Annotated in this window: 17 protein-coding genes and 1 pseudogene; 9 read left to right on the top strand and 9 right to left on the bottom strand. The window is 68.5% G+C overall.

Features of this window, described 5'->3' with window-relative positions:
* The first annotated feature begins 35 nt into the window (after window positions 1-35).
* The 4 genes from ABD299_RS06790 (at window position 36) to ABD299_RS06775 (ending at window position 6,642) form a co-directional block, all read left to right on the top strand.
* Window positions 36-3,128 carry a lantibiotic dehydratase gene (locus ABD299_RS06790; protein WP_344259595.1) on the top strand — a complete coding sequence of 1,031 codons (3,093 nt, stop codon included), beginning with the start codon at window positions 36-38 and terminating at the stop codon, window positions 3,126-3,128.
* Window positions 3,112-4,338 carry a lanthionine synthetase C family protein gene (locus ABD299_RS06785; protein ID WP_344259594.1) on the top strand — a complete coding sequence of 409 codons (1,227 nt, stop codon included), beginning with the start codon at window positions 3,112-3,114 and terminating at the stop codon, window positions 4,336-4,338. Before ABD299_RS06790 ends, ABD299_RS06785 begins: the two co-directional genes overlap by 17 nt.
* Entirely contained in the window at window positions 4,320-5,411 is a 1,092-nt protein-coding gene (locus ABD299_RS06780) for a thiopeptide-type bacteriocin biosynthesis protein (RefSeq protein WP_344259593.1), read from the top strand. The genes ABD299_RS06785 and ABD299_RS06780 overlap by 19 nt, the downstream gene beginning before the upstream one ends.
* Window positions 5,412-5,508: 97 nt before the next feature.
* A complete protein-coding gene (locus tag ABD299_RS06775) occupies window positions 5,509-6,642 on the top strand; it encodes a hypothetical protein (protein ID WP_344259592.1) in 1,134 nt (377 codons plus the stop codon).
* 96 nt (window positions 6,643-6,738) lie between these two features.
* Here ABD299_RS06775 and ABD299_RS06770 read toward each other — a convergent pair whose 3' ends face one another.
* A complete protein-coding gene (locus tag ABD299_RS06770) occupies window positions 6,739-9,303 on the bottom strand; it encodes a type I restriction endonuclease subunit R (RefSeq protein ID WP_344259591.1) in 2,565 nt (854 codons plus the stop codon).
* 24 nt (window positions 9,304-9,327) lie between these two features.
* On the opposite strand from ABD299_RS06770, the gene ABD299_RS06765 reads away from it, so the two are divergent.
* The 4 genes from ABD299_RS06765 to ABD299_RS06750 all read left to right on the top strand — a co-directional run bounded on the left by ABD299_RS06765 (window position 9,328) and on the right by ABD299_RS06750 (window position 10,987).
* The gene (locus ABD299_RS06765; RefSeq protein WP_344259590.1) at window positions 9,328-9,675 is read left to right on the top strand and encodes a hypothetical protein; all 348 of its coding nucleotides are present in this window, start codon (window positions 9,328-9,330) and stop codon (window positions 9,673-9,675) included.
* Window positions 9,672-10,073 carry a hypothetical protein gene (locus tag ABD299_RS06760; RefSeq protein WP_344259589.1) on the top strand — a complete coding sequence of 134 codons (402 nt, stop codon included), beginning with the start codon at window positions 9,672-9,674 and terminating at the stop codon, window positions 10,071-10,073. Before ABD299_RS06765 ends, ABD299_RS06760 begins: the two co-directional genes overlap by 4 nt.
* Before the next feature lie 151 nt (window positions 10,074-10,224).
* Window positions 10,225-10,677, top strand: a complete 453-nt coding sequence (locus ABD299_RS06755; protein WP_344259588.1) for a hypothetical protein — start codon at window positions 10,225-10,227, stop codon at window positions 10,675-10,677.
* A gap of 178 nt (window positions 10,678-10,855) precedes the next feature.
* Window positions 10,856-10,987, top strand: coding sequence for a hypothetical protein (locus ABD299_RS06750; protein ID WP_344259587.1), 132 nt, complete (start codon window positions 10,856-10,858; stop codon window positions 10,985-10,987).
* 271 nt (window positions 10,988-11,258) lie between these two features.
* On the opposite strand, the gene ABD299_RS06745 is transcribed toward ABD299_RS06750, so the two are convergent.
* The 8 genes and pseudogenes from ABD299_RS06745 to ABD299_RS06710 form a co-directional block, all read right to left on the bottom strand.
* The gene (locus ABD299_RS06745) at window positions 11,259-11,876 is read right to left on the bottom strand and encodes a DUF6461 domain-containing protein (protein WP_344259586.1); all 618 of its coding nucleotides are present in this window, start codon (window positions 11,874-11,876) and stop codon (window positions 11,259-11,261) included.
* 99 nt (window positions 11,877-11,975) lie between these two features.
* Entirely contained in the window at window positions 11,976-12,191 is a 216-nt protein-coding gene (locus ABD299_RS06740; protein ID WP_344259585.1) for a DUF397 domain-containing protein, read from the bottom strand.
* Entirely contained in the window at window positions 12,188-13,057 is an 870-nt protein-coding gene (locus tag ABD299_RS06735; RefSeq protein ID WP_344259584.1) for a helix-turn-helix domain-containing protein, read from the bottom strand. Before ABD299_RS06735 ends, ABD299_RS06740 begins: the two co-directional genes overlap by 4 nt.
* Window positions 13,058-14,237: 1,180 nt before the next feature.
* Window positions 14,238-14,504: a type II toxin-antitoxin system Phd/YefM family antitoxin gene (locus ABD299_RS06730; RefSeq protein ID WP_344259583.1), complete on the bottom strand. Its 267-nt coding sequence runs from the start codon at window positions 14,502-14,504 to the stop codon at window positions 14,238-14,240.
* A 206-nt stretch (window positions 14,505-14,710) separates the two neighbouring features.
* Window positions 14,711-14,902 carry a DUF397 domain-containing protein gene (locus ABD299_RS06725; protein WP_344259582.1) on the bottom strand — a complete coding sequence of 64 codons (192 nt, stop codon included), beginning with the start codon at window positions 14,900-14,902 and terminating at the stop codon, window positions 14,711-14,713.
* A 26-nt stretch (window positions 14,903-14,928) separates the two neighbouring features.
* Window positions 14,929-15,801, bottom strand: coding sequence for a helix-turn-helix domain-containing protein (locus ABD299_RS06720; RefSeq protein ID WP_344259581.1), 873 nt, complete (start codon window positions 15,799-15,801; stop codon window positions 14,929-14,931).
* Window positions 15,802-16,737: 936 nt separating this feature from the next.
* Window positions 16,738-16,965 (bottom strand): type II toxin-antitoxin system VapB family antitoxin, encoded by a 228-nt coding sequence (locus ABD299_RS06715; RefSeq protein ID WP_344259816.1) that lies wholly within the window; start codon window positions 16,963-16,965, stop codon window positions 16,738-16,740.
* Window positions 16,966-17,067: 102 nt separating this feature from the next.
* Window positions 17,068-17,639, bottom strand: a pseudogene (locus ABD299_RS06710) (Uma2 family endonuclease); the annotation flags it as partial.
* Window positions 17,640-17,836: 197 nt separating this feature from the next.
* Between ABD299_RS06710 and ABD299_RS06705 the strand changes: the two are divergent.
* The gene (locus tag ABD299_RS06705) at window positions 17,837-18,514 is read left to right on the top strand and encodes an esterase/lipase family protein (RefSeq protein WP_344259580.1); all 678 of its coding nucleotides are present in this window, start codon (window positions 17,837-17,839) and stop codon (window positions 18,512-18,514) included.
* Window position 18,515: the final 1 nt, after the last annotated feature.

The raw sequence follows: 18,515 nt of genomic DNA, 5'->3' as shown, positions 1-18,515 counted from the left end.
CCGCGCTTCCCGGCGCGAAGAAGGAGGAATGCCTCGTGGCCCCAGGCTCACCCATCCGATACCAGTGGCAGCCCGGCACGCTGCTGCGTGCTTCCACCGCCGCACATCCCATACCCCTGGCCGACCTTGATCTGTACGGCGCGGACAGTGCCACCGCCGGAGCGAAGTGGCTGGCCACCGTATGGCGGGACGAGTGGGTTCCCGCCGCACTGGCCGCCGCCAGCCCCGTCCTGTGCCGCCAGATCGACGCGATCCTCGCGGACGCGGAACCCGAGGAGCGCCGGGTACGCCGGGCCGTGCTGTCCGTGGCCTCGTATCTGCTGCGTTGGAACAACCGACCCACGCCTTTCGGGGCGTTTGCCGGAGTCGCCCCGGCCCGGACCGGGCCCGGCATGCACCTGGCGTGGGGCACCGGGCAGCGCACCGTGCTGCGCCCCGACGCCGACTGGATGACCGACATCATCCTCCGTCTCGAACGAAGCCTTGCTTTGATCGAGCGGCTCACGGTCGTCGCCAACAACACGGGCCACTCACGCGGTGACCGGCACGTGGTGCCCGGCCTGCCGTCCACCGGGCGTGACGTACTCCTCGCCCCGGTAGAGATGTCGGTTCGCCGCACCCGTCCCGTGGCCACCGTGCTCGACGCCGCCAGATCCCCGGTTCCGTACGACGTGCTGCTGCGCCACCTGGCCGAACAGTTCCCCGCAGCGCGCCCCCGACAACTCAAGGCCCTGCTCGCCGACTTACTGTCCCGGCACGTCCTGATCAGCAATCTGTGGCCCCCGATGACCTGCGTCGACACGCTCACCCACGTATCCGCTCAACTGGAGAAGGCCGACGCAAGCAGCATTCCGGGCATCGGCAATCTTGCCAGGCAGCTTCACGCGTTCCGTGAGGCCATGGACAACCCGGACACCGCCACACCGTGGGCGCCCGGAACCACCCTCACCCGGGACATGCGCCGCCTCAGCGATGTCGCGCCGGTGCCGCTGCTGGTGGACACCGTCCTGGACTGCGATCTCCAGGTGCCCGAGGACGTGCTGTGCGAGGCGGCCGAAGCCGTCGGCGTCATGTACCGGCTGACACCGCACCCGTACGGCTATCCGCAGTGGCAGGACTACCACCGGCGGTTCCGCGCCCGGTACGGCGTGGGGGCGCTGGTGCCCGTACTGGACCTGGTGGCTGACAGCGGACTCGGGCTGCCCGCCGACTACACCGGCGCCGATCGCCGGCGCGCACCGCGCCTGCTGACCGAGCGGGACGAGAAGCTCATCGCACTCCTCCACCAGGCGATGCTCGATGGTCGCCGGGAGATCGTCCTCACCCGCAGAACAGTCGAGGAACTCGCAGCCGGCGACTCCGAACACATCCTGCCCATCCCCCGGGCGGAGGTCGCGGTCGAGATCCACGCCGCCTCTGCGGAGGCCGTCCGTCGGGGCGACTACCGGCTCCGGATCACGGGCATGCCCAGGCCGGGCAGCAGCATGTTCGGACGGTTCGCCCACCTGTTGCCCCCGGACGCCCAGGACCGGCTCACCGCCGGTTACGCGATCACCGCGCCCGAGGCGATCCCGGCGCAGCTCTCGTTCGCCCCGCGCCGCCGCCGCAATGAGAACGTCGCCCGCACGATGCGGCTCCTGCCGCACGTCATCCCCCTCGGCGAGCACCATGAGCCCGGCCCAGGTGTGATCCCGCTGGAAGACCTGGCGGTCACCGCCGACGCCCGGCAGTTCTACCTCGTGCAGATGTCGACCGGCCGCCGCATCGAGCCCCGCGTCCCCCACGCCCTGGAGGCCGGAATCCACACGCCACCGCTCGCTCGATTCCTGGCGGAGATCACCACAGCACGGTGCGCCGTGTACAAGGCATTCGCCTTCGGGGCCGCCGCACGCCTGCCGTACCTGCCTCGCGTCCGCTACAAGAAGACGATTCTGGCCCCCGCCCGGTGGCTGATCACCGCCGCGGAGCTGCCTGCTCACACCGCCCCGATGGCCGACTGGGAGAAGGCCCTGGACCAGTGGCGGGACCTGCTCCGGGTGCCCGACCGCGTCGCAGTCGTGGAGTACGACCAGCAACTCCCCATCGACCTGGGGCAGCAGATGCACCGAGCACTGCTGCGGACCCGGCTGGACAGCACCCGCCGCATCGAGCTGCGTGAGACGGTCCACCAGGACGAGCGTGCCTGGATCGGACGCCCGCACGAGCTGCTGATCCCCCTCGCCCTGGACGACTCCGCCGCCCAGCGAACCGAGCCGCCCGACCTCACCCACGGCCCTGTCACCACCGAGCCCCTGCTGCCGGGCCGGTCAACCGTCCTGCACGCCCGACTCCACGTCCACCCCATGCGGGTCGACGAGATCCTGACCGGTCATCTGGACAGCCTGCTCCGGCGGTTCGACCCTGCGCCGGCATGGTGGTTCCGCCGCCACCGCGACACGAGCCGACCGGACTCCGCCCCGTACCTGGAGCTCTACCTGACGCTGCCCGATGCTGACTCCTACAGGCAGGCCGCCGCCCACGTCCACGACTGGGCCGCCCATTTGCACCAGCAGCACCTGGCCGCCCAACTGGAGCTGTGCACCTACCAGCCGCAGACCGGCCGCTACGGCCACGGGCCCGCGATGGACGCCGCTCACACGGTCTTCGCCGCGGATTCCGCTGCCTGCATGGCGCAGATCCGCGCGGCACCCGACGACAGGAGCACCGCTCAAGCCCTGGCCGCGGCGAGCATGTTCGAGCTCGCGGAGTCCTTCACCGGCGATGCCGACCGAGCCGCGGGCTGGCTGACCCACAACCTGCCCCGGGAACACGGGCCTCTGGACCGGGCCCTGCTGAACAACGCGCTCGCCCTGGCGGACCCCGCCCGCACCGCACTGCGGTCCCGGCCCGGCGGCCACGCCATCGCCACCACATGGCAGAACCGCGCCGCCGCCCTGGCCGCCTATCGGGAGCAACTAGCCCAGCAGCGCGACCCGCACACCGTGCTGCGATCCCTCCTGCACGAGCACCACATCCGGGCTCTGCCCGTCGACCCCGACCGCGAACGGATCACCGGCCGGCTGGTACGAGCCTGCGCCCAGCGCCACATGGTCCGCAGCTCGGGAGCCCACCGTGCCCACACCAACTGACCTGTTCACCCTCGCGGACGACTTGGCCGGCCGTCTGGCCATCCCCGCCCCCGTACCCGAACCCTGGACATCACAATGTCTGGCCACAGGTGCCGCCGGAATCGCACTGCTCCACATCGAACGCGCCCACACCGGGCGGGCGACCTGGCACCAGGCCCACACCTGGATCAAGCACGCCGTCACCGCCGACATCAGCGCCTCCGACGTCACAGGCCTGTACCTCGGGGCGCCCGCCGCGGCGTTCATGCTGCACACCGCACTCAGCCCCGACTCGCCCCGGTACCGCAACGCGCTGGCCGCCATCGACCGGCATGTGAACGCCGGCGCCCACCGCCGCATCACCGCCGCCGAGGCACGCCGCCGCACGGGGCGGCGCCCCGCCTTCCGCGAGTACGACCTCTTCTACGGCCTGACCGGCATCGGCGCCTACCTTCTACGCCGCGACCCCGGCTGCAACGCCCTGGGCCGCATCCTCGACTACCTCGTCACCCTGACCTGGCCCCTACGCGGGGATGACGGAACGACGCTGCCCGGATGGTGGGTCGATCACGACCCCAACCTGAAGTACTCCACCGAATTCGCCGGTGGCCACGCCAACTTCGGCACGGCGCATGGGATCGCCGGCCCCCTGATGCTGCTCGCGCAGGCGATGCGGCAAGGGATCACGGTGGAGGGCCACACCGAGGCCATCGCCACCATCCTCACGTGGCTGGACTCCTGGCAGCAGAACGGTCCCGCTGGCCCCTGGTGGCCGGAGCACATCACCCTGCCGGAACTGCGCACGGGAAGAACTCTCCAGCCCGCCCCCGCCCGGCCGAGCTGGTGCTACGGGACCCCCGGCCTCGCCCGCGCGTGCCAACTCGCCGCCATCGCCACCGGCGACCCGGGCAACCAGCACTCCGCCGAACACGCCCTCGTCGCCTGCCTGAACGACCCCGTTCAGACCGCCCGGCTGACCGATCCCGGCCTGTGCCACGGCTGGGCGGGCGTCTACCAGACCGCGTGGCGTGCCGCCCACGACGCGGCCGGAACCGGTGTGCGCGCCGCCCTGCCCTCCCTGGCGGATGCCCTGGCCCGCCACGCCCAGTCCACCCCTGGACGCGGCGCCGGGCTGCTCCAAGGCGAGGCGGGTACCGCCCTCGCGCTGACCACCGCCGCGACCGAAGCGGCACCGACCTCGGGATGGGACGCATGTCTGCTGATCAACTGAACCGCCCCACCGCCCTCGACGCCACAACCCGGGCAGTCCTGGACCTCCTCTCCGGCGCCGACATCCACACCGTCGCCGCCCGCACGGGGATGGAGCCGGCCGACCTGACCGCCGCTGTCACGGTCTACCGGAACGCTGGCCGCGAAGCGCTGGCCGCCCAGAGCCAACCTGCATGGCGACACCTGTACCTCCAGTTCGCCGACTGGGGAGCAGCCGAGCAGACCGCCGCCCGCCAACTGCTGCCGACCCTCGACGCCGTCCAGAGCTCCGCCCAGATCAGTCACTGGTGGTTCATTCGTAAGAACCCCTGCTGGCGGCTTCGGCTACTGACCCCGGAAGCCGCCCCCGTGCCGGACCGTGTGTCCCTCGTACTCGACCGCCTTGTCGTCGGCGGTGAGCTCCACCGCTGGTGGCCCGGAATCTACGAACCCGAGGCCGCGGCCTTCGGTGGTGACACCGGCATGGCGATCGCCCACGACCTGTTCCACGCCGACAGCCGCACCGTCCTGCACCGGGCGCTGACCGGCGGTGCGCCGCTCGGGCGCCGCGAGGTGTCGATTCTGCTGTGCGCCACGCTGATGCGTGCCGCAGGCCTGGAGTGGTACGAGCAAGCAGACGTCTGGCACCGCATCACCCAGCAGCGACCCCTGCCCGGCAACGCCACCCCGGACAAGATCAGCGCCATGTCCGGTGACCTGCTGAAGCTCATGGTTGCCGACACCAGTTCCACCAGCCCGATGCTGCACCCCGGTGAGGGCCTGGCCTCCGCCGAGGACTGGGTCGCGTCATTCCGCCAGGCGGGCCGCGAGCTCGGCATGGCGGCCCAGGACGGCACCCTCTACCGCGGACTCCGGGAGGTCATCGCCTACCACATCATCTTCCACTGGAACCGGCTCGGCCTACCTGCCGGAACCCAAAGCATCCTGGCTCATGCGGCGTACGCGGCGATCCTCACTCCGCAGACCTGCCCTGCCGAAGGGCCGGCCCCGTTTCGTGAAGGCGCGAGGATGAGGGAACGGAGTCCGGCGGGGAGGCGATCACCAGGTGACCAAGCGCGTCGCCTGGACCGGTAACGTGTGCGGTTGGCGCAGGTATGGCCGGGCTGATCGAGGTCAACGAGGGGGACTGGAGCAACTGATGGGCTTTCCGACGAGCGACATGGTCAGTGCAATGTCGTGGTACCTGAAGTTCCAGAGCTTGCACGGCCTGCTGGTGGAGCGCCATCCGATGTGGGCGTCACGGGCGAACATCCTGGACGGCAAGAACGTCCTGAAAATCACTCTTGCTGATGAGACGGACAGAGGGGTAGCTCTCGCTGTCGTACGCGAGCGTTACACACAAGTGTGGGCGGTCGTCGACGGCATGGACGTGTTGCACGGGAACCTCCTCGTGTGGCCGCTTCAGGGCACCTCTGACGAGACGCTGGTGGACGCTCTCCACGCCTGTGCTGTGGCTGCTGAACGCAGAGAACCGCTGCCCTCACCATGGTGCTGGAACGAACCAGGAACATCGGAACTCACCGAGCTGGCGGATCTCCTCGCTGCGCGTCGTGTAACCGTAGACCGCGTGATGGCAGGTAACCGATACCGTGCCTTGAGAAGCGGGATCGTAAGCTTTGACGTGGAGATCATCCAGCACGGGGAGGGCCGGTTTCTCGACGCGCGGACGGACGACATGGACGTGCGCGTCTCCTTGAAGCCCGCCCTCGGGTGGCTTGTGGACGTCCGGTACGGCCACGAGGGCGTCTGGCGGCGCGTCGACCTGGGCGCCTGGGTCAGTGGGCAGGTGAGCAGCTCGGAACCGGGGGTTCCGCGCGACCGAATTGCACTCTCTCGGCTCGCCGACTTCGTTGCTCACGAGCTCCACTGCGGCGACGCGGCTGAGTACGGGCGACCCGAGACCGAGTGCCGCGAACAGGTTGAGGAAAACGCCGTGACCTCTTCATTTCAGCTTTCGCCCACCGCGTTGGTGGAGGCCGTTGTCGCGCAGTTGACGGAGCGGGGGTTCGGCGACGTCTCAAGGGGCCTGGGCGACTCAGTGTTCCGATCCGACCGTTTCTGGATCGAGTGGAGGAAGGGTAGCTCACGCCTGTCGACGCCCATGCTGCAGAGGTTGAACGGAATCGCGGCAGCCGAGGGGCGACGGTTGATACTGCTCAGCACGTCGGACATCAGCCGCCCAGCCGCCGCTTTTGCGGACCAGGCGCGGGGCTATGTCTTCCAGATCAGCCAGGACACCGGTGAGCTGATGCCACTGAACAGCCGTGCCCGAGAGGCCAATCTGCCCCGTTCTGCTGTTCGTTGATGTCCAACTGTCCACCTCGTTACCGCCTGCGTACTGCCAATCCTGCTGGCCGGTTGGACCGGCAAGCAGCAGAAGTGGTCCGTTGCCGTATCGATGTCACGTACGGCTCTCCGGGGTGCCGTTCGTCGACCACTCGTTGGCGAAGTGCTCCATCTGCTTCAGGACCAGGTTGATCGCCTCGGCCTCCTGGTCCGGCGGGTAGTTGCGGCGGGCCAGGAGGCGCTTGATGGCGCTGCGCAGACGGGCGCGGACCGGCTCGCGGGCGATCCAGTCCGGCTTGAGCTTGCTGCGGACCTCCGCGACCAGCTCGCGGGCGATGCCGGCCAGCACCTCGTCGCCCATCACCGAGCGCGCCGTGCCGTGGTCCGCGACCGCGTCGTAGAAGGCCAGCTCGCGCCAGTCCAGCGGAGGGTTGAACTTCTCGCCGCGGCGGGCGTCGTCCATGACCTCCTTCGCCATCTCGACCAGCTTGGCGATCAGCTCCGCGCTCGTGTACTGCTGCCGCATGTACCGGACCATCAGGTCCTGCAGCCGCTCGGAGAACGTCGTACGGCGGACGATGTTGTGCCGCGTCACCTCGCGCATCTTCCGCTCGATGAGCCGTCGCAGCGCCTCCGCCGCCAGGTGCGGGGTCTCGCTGTTCTGGAGCTGCGCCACGAGGGCGTCGTTCAGGTGCGTGAGGTCGGCGGTCTCCAGCCCGGCCTCGGCGAACAGGTCGGTCACTCCGCCCGTCTCGACGACCGATGAGGTCAGCTGCGCGAGGTACAGCTCGACGTCCCTGGCGACGGGCAGGCCGCGCGCCTCGCGGTCCATCGCGTCGTACTTCGCCATGTAGGCCCGCACCTCGACGAAGAACTGGATGTCCCGCCGCCACGCCGGGTGGTCCGGGAAGCGCTCGCCGATGTTCTTCGCGCTGGCCGACAGCGCGTAGAATCGCTCCAGCCGGTGTGCGTGCTCCCGGAAGCGCCGGCCGAGGGTCTGGCGGGGATCGTCGAGCTTCTCCGGGTCGTTGCCCGCCGTGCGCGGGTCCCGCAGGTAGTTGGCGGCCCGCATCGCCGCGTCGATGAACGCCGTCTTGGACGGCGTGGCCAGTCTGGTCCGCCAGTCGAAGCCGCGCAGGATGTCGGTGAGCACGTCGTACTCGTTGCGCAGCTCGTCCAGCGCCCGGTCGAGGTCCTGCCCGAGCGTGCGGTCCTGCCGGTCGGCCTCGGTGTACTCGGCGATCGCCCGCTGGAGGTTCTCGGTCAGCGGGGCGTAGCCGACGAGGAGGCCGTCTTCCTTGGCGCGGAAGCGCCGGTTGACGCGGGCCAGGGCCTGCATCAGGTTGGCGCCCTTGAGCGGCCGGTCCAGGTACATGGTGTGGACCGGAGGGGCGTCGAAGCCGGTCAGCAGCATGTTGTTGACGATGAGCAGCTCCAGCTCGTCGTCGGGGTCCTTCGCCCGGTTGATGACCGCCTTGCGCTGGCCGTCGCGCAGGGCATGGGCGAGCAGGTGCTCCGCGTCCTTGCGCGAGTTCGAGGAGAAGACGATCTTCATGGCGCCCTTGTCGACCTCGTCGCTGTGCCACTCGGGTCGCAGCTCGCGCAGCGCGTCGTAGACGCGGACGCAGATCTCGCGGGTCGCGCACACGACCATCGCCTTGCCGGACGCGCCGCCCGTCTCGGAGACGCCGACGAACGGCTCCATCCGCTCGCGCCGCTCCTCCCAGTGCTTCACGAGGTCCTCGGCCAGATCCCGTATGCGGGCGGGCGCGCCGTACATCGCGTTCATCGTGGCGACAGCCTGCTCGACGCGGCGGCGCTCGGTGTCATCGAGGCCGTCGGTGATGCGGTCGGCCTCCTCGTCGATCGTCGTCGGATCGATGTCCTTGTCCAGGACGAGCTGGATGACGCGGCTCTCGTGGAACACCTTGACCGTGGCGCCGTCGTCGGCGGCGCGCTTGAGGTCGTAGACGTCGATGTAGCCGTTGCAGTCGCCCTTGTCGCCGAACACCTCGCGGGTGTTGCGGTCGGCCTGGGAGAGCGGGGTGCCGGTGAAGGCGAGGAGCGCGTCGCGCAGGTGGCGGGCGTAGCCGTCGAGGGAGCCGTAGTGGCTGCGGTGCGCCTCGTCGACGACGACCACAATGTTGCGGCGGTCCGACAGCAGCGGGTGGTCCGCGCCCGACTCCTTCTCCTCCTTGGTGCGCCCGAACTTCTGGAGCGTTGTGAAGAGGATGCCCCCGACGCGCTTGGCGGCCAGTTCCTCGCGCACCTCGGCGCGGGTGAGGACCTGCTTCGGCGCCTCCGGGAGGATCTCGCTCTCCAGGAAGGTCGAGTAGAGCTGGTCGTCGAGGTCCGTGCGGTCGGTGATGACGACGACGGTCGGGTTCAGCAGAGCCGGGTCCTTCATCACCATGGTGGTGGTGAGGACCATCTCCTCGGACTTGCCCGAGCCCTGCGTGTGCCAGACGACGCCAGCCTTCCCGTCGCTCGCCGAGGCCGTGCGGACGGCTTCGGCCGCCCGGGTCACCGCGTGGAACTGGTGCGGCTTCGCGATGCGCTTCATCCGCTTCGACGGGACGAAGTTGATGAAGGACCGGACGAGGGTGAGGAAGCGCGGCTGGGTGAACAGGCCGTGCAGGGCGAGGTTCTGGCCCGAGTCCCCTCCCGGGTAAAGGTCCACCCGGTCACCGACCCGGTCCCCCACGTGCTGCCCAGCCTGTGCCGCATCGCCCTGGAGAACGCCTTCCTGGAGGCCGCCTGGATCCGGCACCACCGCGCGGGCGGTCCCGAGCACGCGCTGCAGGCCGCCGTCACCGGAGCCGACAAGCTGATGAAGGTCGCTGCGCTGGCCCTGTTCGGCGACGCACGGCGGACCGGCGACGTCTACCGGGAACTGCGTACGCGCTGCGGGCAGCACGCCGTGGACACCCTCAAGCGGTGCCAGGACGGCGCCCATGCCGAGGGCGCGCGGATCACCGACCCGCACCGTTTCGTCGACCTCGTCGACACCATGGCGCAGAAGATCCGCAAGCCGGAGGAGGCCGTCCGATGAATGCTCCCACCGCCTCCGCTGCCGCCTCGCCGGCATCCGACACAGCCGTTGGAGCACTCCTGCTGACGGCCGACCTGCTGCTGGCCGGGGATCTCTCCGCCGCCACGGCCGCGGGCCGCCACCGCGGGGCCTCGCTCGCCCTGCGGACGGCCCTGGAGATCTGCGTCGACCGGGTGCTGGACACCGCGGTGCCGGGACTCTCCGGCACCACCATGCGGGCCAAGCTCCTCTGCCTCCACCGCTACACGACGCCGGAGACCGCCCGCCGGGCCAGGTCCGTCTGGTCGCACCTGTGCCTGGGCTGCCACTACCACCAGTACGAGATCGGACCCACGTACAACCAGGTTCGCGCTTGGCGGGCGGAGGTCGGAGCGCTGGTCCGGGAACTGGCTGACTGACTGCAGTCCCGGACGGTCCGTCACCGTCCGGTTCTGTTAGTCATTCGATGGGGTGCGGGTGCATGCCGTGGCGGTGTCCCGCGGAACGCCATGAGGGGGATGTACATGAGCACCACCACACGACGAGATCATCGCGCTGGAGCAGAAGCCGGTGGACCACGCGTACGACCGCTACGGGACGCGGCTGGCCGAGATGACCGACGGATCGGTCGCGAGGGCTTCCGCCAGCGGGAAGGACGGCATCGCCAACCGACGCGAGGCCGAGGAGCGGGCCGCTGCCTATGGAGGGCGGGGCGGCGAGTCACTGGTTATCAGCCGGGTCGACGTGCGGGACGAGCCCAGGCCCTGGTACGTCGGTCGACGCGGTGTGCGCGATGCCGAGAACGAGCCCGTGGTCGTGCTGCGGACCACGCCGCTCGCGAAGAAGTGGTTCGAGGCACACCAGGACGCGCCGGGCGTGGTAGTCCTGCAGCGGCGGCTGCGCTGCGCGCAGCGCGTCGTCGAGGACTACTCCGACGAGATCTCCGTGCCCGGAGTGCCCTCGGGCATGCCGTCCGAAGCCGGCACCGAGGCCGAACGGCTACGGGTCGCGTCCCCGCGCTGAGGCAGGCCGCCGACGATGCCCTGCCGGAAGACCGGCCCACGGGCCGCCCGCTCGCCTGCACCGCGCGGGCCTCGCCCGCCGGCCCACACCCCCGCCGATATCGCCCGTATCCAGCGCCGCAGGCCCCCGCAGCCGGACAACTTCCTCCTGCGCGAGCTGCGACGCGCGCGGGGGCCGGATGCGGGACATCGTCGAGACGATCCAGCGCAACCAGACGGACCTGGTCACCGGCTCGCCCTCCGCCATCCTGGTGGTCCAGGGCGGACCCGGCCCCGGCAAGTCCGCGGTCGGTCTGCATCGTGTGACCTAGCTCGTGCAACAACGAGCACTTCAAGGTCCTCGGACTTCCTCGTCATCGGCCCGCACCAGCGGTTCCTCGACTACGTCGGGCCAGGTTCCTGTCCACCCTCGGTGCCCGGGACGCCAAGCCGTCCAGCTGAAACCCGCTTGTGGGACGGCGAGATCCTTGGCACCGACACCCCGCGCACCCGACTGGTCAAGTCCGGCGGACGCATGGCGTGGGACGCACCGTCGGATCGGGCAACGATCAGATGCCCGTGACGAAGCGATGGCAGATCCAGTCAGACGCGGCCGGGCTGTGAGTGGGGCAGGCTCGCAAGCGTGTAGGTCGTTTCCATGAGCAGGCGGGCGGACAGGGACACGCCCGTCAGGTGTCCGGCAAGGGCGAACGCCGCCTGCCGGGACAGGCAGTTCTCCGGTTTCTCGTCTCCGAGGTGGAAACCGATGTGCCGCATGGTCTCCAGGAGAGCGTCTGGTGTGGAGCCCCAGCGGTGGTTCGGGAACATGGGGTCGAAGCGGAGCCGCGCCTCTTCGTCCTCGGCCCAGAGGAACGCGCCGACGCGGTTGACGTTGACGAAGTGCGAGACCCAGCATGTCCCGGCGGACGCGGGCATCGCGCGCTCTTCGTTGACGCCCAGATAGCCGTTCGGCTCGATCAGCAGCGTCCAGGGACCGAGGGCGGCCATCGCACCGAAGTCACCGTCCAGTGTCGGGCCGTAGGAGTGGTCGACGAAGGCTGTGATGTCGTCGGTGGTGCCTTCTCGTCGGCCTCCGAGCCGGTTGATCAGGTCGTCTGGAGACACGTCACGCACGAGTGTGAAGCAGTACGCCTCGGCGAGGAGCGGGAATTCCTTGGAGAACCACGTGTAGTCCGCTGCTGTCTTCGGCACGGTGCTCATCCTGGCTGACCCCGCTGACAGCCGTCACCGGCCGATAGCGAGCCACAAGGCCGCGTGCCGTCTCCCCGGCTCGGGGCTGGGAGACGGCACGGGTGCTGCTCAGAGGTGGTCGGTGCCGACTGCCCGGACGAAGGTGTTCCAGGCTCCGGTACCGGCTCGGAAGCCGGGGATGGCGGTGTCCTTGGAGTCCCGGACGGCCAGGCCGCCGGGGAGGTCGGCGACTTCGAGGCACTCGCCGCCGTTCGCGCTGTGGGACGACTTGCGCCAGGCTGCCGCGCTCAGGTCGGCGGTGTGCATGTCGTGGTTGTGGTTCACAGAGTGCTTCCTTCCATGATTGTCCGGATCTGCTCTCGTGAGTCATCCACGGGAAGCGCTGCGGCGAGAACCCGGTCAAACGCCATCTCGAAGACCTTCACGTCGTCATCGGCTTCCACGAACTGGCCACCTCGCAGATTCTCCAGGAACGCCACGGTGGGCCATGGCTGGGGGAAGCGGACAACCTCGAACAGGCCCATCATCCCAGGGTGTGCTGTGGCGGTGAGCGGCATGACCTGGATGGTGATGTTGGGCAGCTCCGTCATGTCGAGCAGGTGCCGCAGCTGTTCTCGCATCATCGACGGGCGTGAGGCCGAGCGGTGGTACAGAGCGGCTTCGTGCATCACGGCCCACAGGGTCAGCGGGCGTTCCGGGCGTGTGAGGACTGCTTGGCGGGTCTTGCGGACCTCTGCGAGCGCGTGGACTTCCTCGGGGGTGCGGGTGATCGCCGTGGCAGCGATCGCCTCTCGCGCGTAAGCCCCGGTCTGGAGAAGCCCGGGGACGAGGTTGGGTGAGTAGATGTGCGTGGACTCGGCGTCTTCCTCCTGTGCGATGTAGTCACGGTAGTCGTGGGCCACGACGCTTCCGTAGGTCTGCCACCAGCCCCGTTTCCCTGCGTCCCTGGCCAGTCCTTCCAGGGCTGCGATCACTTCCTGATCCTCGACACCGTAAGCGCTGACGAGGGGCGCCACTTCGTTCGGCTTGATGTTCGCCTTCGCGTTCTCGATGCGCGACAGCTTGGTGGCGTCCCAGCCGACGAGCGCTGCCGCGGCTTCCAGCGTGTGACCGGATTGGTTCCGGAGGTCACGCAGACGGCCTCCGAGGCGCCGTCGGCGCAGGGTGGGAACAGGCTTCACGGTCGGCATGAGCGCTGGGTCCTTTGCGGGTATCGAGCACGGTGGTTCGGGGGCCGGTACATCGCAACTGGGAATACGTGCCAGCCCAATGGGTGCAGTGTGCCGCGAAGAGGGTACGCAAGTCCATCGAACTAGGTTTCTTTCTTTGGGGGTTTCACTTGCAATATTGCGAGTAGGGCTCCCAAAGGTGCATGCTTTTCTTGGTGCCTGACTGTCGATCACCTCGTCAGTGCGATCTGTTCTGAGCGAGCGAAGTTGCTCTCCGAAAATCGCAAGAATCAGTTCAACTGGCCGGGAGACTCATGCATTACGTCCACCCTCGAACGCAGCCACGCATTGATGTAGCCGCCGTGCACAGCGACGTGGCACTGGTCCTCCTGTTGCCCCTCCACGACCACACCCACGGGGGACTCATCGCCGCACTGCGGCGGCGGCTCTGCGCACATGTCCACGCCCTGGTCCCGGCGGCCATGGCGTGGGCTTCACGCCAACCTGGTGGGACCAACCAGGCCCGACACACGGCGACCATTCGGCAGGCTCTGATCATCGCCCGCGACGGCGGCCGAGCGAACCCCGATCCCGCACACTCCCTGCGACTCCTTGCGAAGGCTGCCGACACCCTCGCGCGGATGGCCTCCGCCGAAGACCGCCCCGCCCCTATGCCGCAAGACGACGACGTGCCGAGTTCACACCTGCGCGCCCCGAGCGCGGACCGGCCCGGGCCGGTGAACGGTTGCGTCACCTGCGCCCACCTGGCCCGCTTTCGGGAGCGGGCTTACGCGGCAGGTGATGGGGCTGCGGTCTCTGACGCGGATGCGCGTATGCGACGGCACCACATCAGCGAGCATGACGAATAGGGGGTGGGCCCCGACAGGCGGAGAATTCGATGCCGGGGCCCATCCCCCTCGTGGTGGAGCATGGTGGCGTTGTTGCGCTCAGTGAGCCGCGCTCGTGGAGAGAATCGAGGGCCGCGGCCACCAGCGGTCGGTGCCACCGGGCGAGAGCGGACTTGTCGGCCAGGGCACGGGGGCGTTCAAAGGGAGCCTTCGCACCCTTGACGGAGTCGGGCACTTTCGTCTTATCGACGACCTCGCTGAAGTCGAGCGTTCCCGAGGAAGATCGGCTTGGATGGTGCGGACGCCTTCACCACCGCCTGGAAAAGGCCTCGGGCCGGAAGGTGGTGCGGTACTCACTCACCGCGCGCCAGCGTTTCCTTCATGACGTCCTCGATGGGGACGCCGGCCGAGCGGTCCGCCATCCGCTCGTCGATGATGCGATTGATCTCGCACTCCTCCCACTGCTGGTACTTACGCAGAACCTGGATCGATACGACGGCGGCGACTTCCTTTCCTCGTCGTGTGATCACCGTGGGCTGGTCATCGCGATCGGCCCGTTCGACGACCTCCGCGAAGTGTGCGCGGACGTCACGGATGGACTCTACGGGGATCTGTGTCATGACTCATGGCTACCGGATGTTCCCTGCGTACACACCGGAGGGCTTCGGACATCAAAGAGGCTCTGCTCCGGCTCAACCTCTCGGACTGGCCTCGGGGGTTTCGTGCCAGGTCGCTGCTCCCTCTGACAGTGGTCACCGGCTGACAGTGCGCCACAAGGCCGCGGCCGTCTCCCCGGCTCGGGACGGGGAGACGGCACGGGTGCTGCTCAGAGGCGGTCGGTGCCGACCGCCCGGACGAAGGCGTTCCAGGCGCCGGTACCGGCCCGAAAGCCGGGGATGGCGGGGTCCTTGGAGTCCCGGACGGCCAGGCCGCCGGGGAGGCCGGCGACTTCGACGCAGCCCTCGGCGCCGTTGCTGTAGGTGGACTTGCGCCATCCGCCGGTGCGAGGTGCGGCCATGCGCGAGTGAGGCGAACGAGCGGTCTTCATGTGCTGTCCCTTTCCATGAGCTGCCGGATGGCCTCCCGGGAGTCGTCCACGGGGAGCGCGGCAGCGACGACGCGTTCGAATGCTGCCTCGAAGACTGCCACGTCCTCGCTCCCCTCCATGAAGTGCCCTCCGCGCAGGTTCTCCAGGTACGCCACGGTCGGCCAGGGAGAGGGGAAGCGGACCACCTCGATCGGTCCCAGCAGACCTGGATGGGGAGTCGCGGACAGGGGCATGACCTGGATGGTCACGTTGGGCAGTTGGGACATGTCCAGAAGGTGGCGCAGCTGGTCACGCATCAGCGTCGGCTGGGAGGCGAAGCGCTGGTGCAGTGCGGCTTCATGGATGACGGCCCAGAACTTGAGCGGTCCGCCGGGCCTTGTCGTCAGGATGGCCTGGCGTGTCTTCCGGATCTCAGCAAGGGCGTTGACCTCCTCCGGGGTCCGGGTCGTGCTGATTCCTGCCACGATTTCGCGGGCGTAGGCACCGGTCTGAAGCAGGCCGGGGATGAGGCTGGGGGTGTAGATGTGGGTGCTCTGCGCGTCGGTCTCCAGCGTCAGGTAGTCCTTGTAGCTGAGTCCGACCACATCGCCGTACGCCTGCCACCAGCCCTGCTTGCCGGCGTCACGGGCCAACGCTTCCAGCGCAGCCACGACTTCGGGGTCCGTGACGCCGTAGTGCTTGAGCAGAGTCGCCGCCTCCTGCGGCTTCACGCGGGCCTTGGCGTTCTCGATGCGTGACAGCTTGCTTTCGTCCCAGCCCATCATGCCCGCCACCCGCTCCAGGCTCAGGGAAGCCTCGTTGCGGTATCTCCGCAGGGCCTCGCCGAGGCGGCGTCGGCGCAGCGTCGGTACGGCTCGCACATTGGGCATGGTGTCGTTTTCTCCTTCTCGGGTGCGGAATGAGCCCGGCGAGGTGCAGTCTTACAGCACCCAGGTGCTCAAATCGATAGAACGCATGTACTTCACTCTGAAGATTCAGGTGACAAGGTTGCCAGTTTGAGATTCATGGGTGCACTCTCTTCATGGCAGTGACGTGACCCGACATCAGATGGGAATCTCAGACACCGTGTCTCAGCGGCTCAACTCATCGACACTTCCGGCCGGAACCGATATGACGGAGGTCCGGAGTGACGTGCTTCTGGCTCTGCTGCTCACCCGTGACGGCCGGGCTCACGGCGGGGTCATCGCCGCATTGCGGCGGCGACTCCGCGCACATGTCCACGCTCTGGTCCCGGCGGCCATGGCGTGGGCTTCACGCCTACCCGGGGGGACCAACCAGGCCCGACACACGGCGACCATTCGGCAGGCTCTGATCATCGCCCGCGACGGCGGCCGAGCGGACCCTGACCCCGCACACTCCCTGCGACTTCTGGCAAAGGCTGCCGACACCCTCGCGCGGATGGCCTCCGCCGAAGCCCGGTCCGCCCCCATGACGCAAGACGACGACGTGCCGAGTTCACACCTGCGCGTTCCGAGCGCCGACCGGCCCGAGCCGGTGAGCGGTTGCGTCACCTGTGCCCACCTGGCCCGCTTCCGGGAGCGGGCTTACGCGGCAGGTGATGGGGCTGCGGTCTCTGACGCGGATGCGCGTATGCGACGGCACCACATCAGCGAGCATGACGAATAGGGGGTGGGCCCCGACAGGCGGAGAATTCGATGCCGGGGCCCCGCCCCCTCGTGGTGGAGCATGGTGGCGTTGTTGCGCTCAGCGAGGCCGCGCTTGTGGAGGGAATCCAGGGAAGCGGCCACCAGCGGTCGGTGTCACCGGGCGAGAGCGGACTTGTCGGCCACGAATGGGGCGCTCACTCAAGTGGCCTTCGGGCCCTTGGCGGAGTCGGGCACTTTCGTCTTATCGACGATCTCGCTGAAGTCGAGCTCCTCCGACTTGACCGCATCGATGAACTGCTGCCGAAGTCGACGCTTGACGTCGTCCTCCATTGCGGTCCGTACGGCAGCGGCTTCGGTCTTCCTGCCGTGGAACCCCTTGGGCTGGGCGGCCATCTCACCATCAAGATCGATCACGGTTCGGGCCATCGGCGGTTCCTTTCGCTCGCAATGTGACACCACATTGCGTGGAATGGTGTCGTTTCGGTCTGACAGGCCTCGTCTGGTCGAGCTCTCGGCTGACTCATGCCTCCGCGGTGGGGTGAGCCTGTCGAGGTCCAGGCTGATCTCGAAAGGCACGGGGCGCTTGAGAGTGTCCCGGAAGATGCCGGCGGGCGCGTAGACGCCAGTGGGTTCGTCGAGTTCGTAGACGTGGGCGACGGGGTGCCGTTCTCTCCCTCGACACGCCAGTAGTGCGGGATCCCGGCCTCGGCGTACTTGTGCAGCTTCACCGTGCGATCGCGGTGCGCGGGCTCCGGTGAGACGACCTCGACGACGAGCTGGACCTCTTCCGGCGCGTACCACGTGCGGTCCGGGTCGTAGGGGGCGGTTGTCACGAGCAGATCCGGCTCCGGCCGGTTGCGCTCATCAAGGCGGATGGTCATCTCCCGTTCGACCTCGAAACCCGTGGGCGCACTCGCCATGAGCGTGGCGGTGAGGGAAGTGACAAGGCGGCCGTGCCAGGACCGCCGGTGTGACGTCGTGAGGACGAGGGCTCCGTCGATCAGCTCGGTGTGGCGAGGCGCCTCGGGGAGGCGGTCCAGGTCCTCCGCGAACCAGCCTTCCGCGCGCGGCGGGCGCATCCAGCCCGGTGGTGCGGCCATGGCTCAACCGTATCGACTCGCTGAGGACCGGTCCACGAGGCCGTCTGCCGCACTGTGATGTTTCCGTGATGTGAACGGCAGGCTACTTGTGAGTAATCTAACGCCACCGGAAGCAGGGGACTGCTCCCGGTACGGGACGCGCGCGCCCTGAAACCTCCCACACCGCAGCTTCCGCTGCTCACCCGACAGGAGTTCAGATGCGCCTGCGTCAAGTCCGGGCTGCCCTCCTCGCCCTGCTGGCCGCCGTGCTGGTCGTACCGCTCACCGCGAGCACCGCGCAAGCCAACAACTCCGAGCCCGTCGTCTTCGTGCACGGCTTCTCCGGCAAGAGCGGCCAGTTCTCCACGATGACCGCGAACTTCAGGGCGAACGGCTACTCCGACGACCAGCTTCACGTCTTCGGATACAACTCGTTCCAGTCCAACGTCACCATCGCGCGAGAGCTGTCCGACTACATCGACGAGGTTCTCCGGAAGACCGGCGCGAGCAAGGTGGACATCGTCACCCACTCGATGGGCGGTCTCTCCTCGCGCTACTACATCAAGTACCTCGGTGGCGCCGACCGGGTCGACGACTGGGTGTCGCTCGGCGGGCCGAACAACGGGACCGTGATCGCCGGGTTCTGCAACCTCCTCATCACCTCCTGCAGAGAGATGAGCACCGGATCGAGCTTCCTGAAGAACCTCAACGCCGGTGACCCGACGCCGGGCAACGTCACCTACACGACCTTCCGCTCGCCCTGTGACCTGGTCATCATCCCGGGCAGCAGCACGGTCCTCAGCGGGGCGGACAACCGCCAGACCGCCTGCCTCGGGCACATCGGGATGATCTCGAACACCGGAGTCATCAACGCCGTGCGCGACGCCGTCTCCTGAG

The sequence above is a fragment of the Streptomyces sodiiphilus genome, assembly GCF_039529215.1.
Taxonomy (GTDB): domain Bacteria; phylum Actinomycetota; class Actinomycetes; order Streptomycetales; family Streptomycetaceae; genus Streptomyces; species Streptomyces sodiiphilus.
The sequence above is the reverse complement of the archived record's forward strand: the minus strand, read 5'-3'. Positions and strand labels throughout refer to the sequence as shown.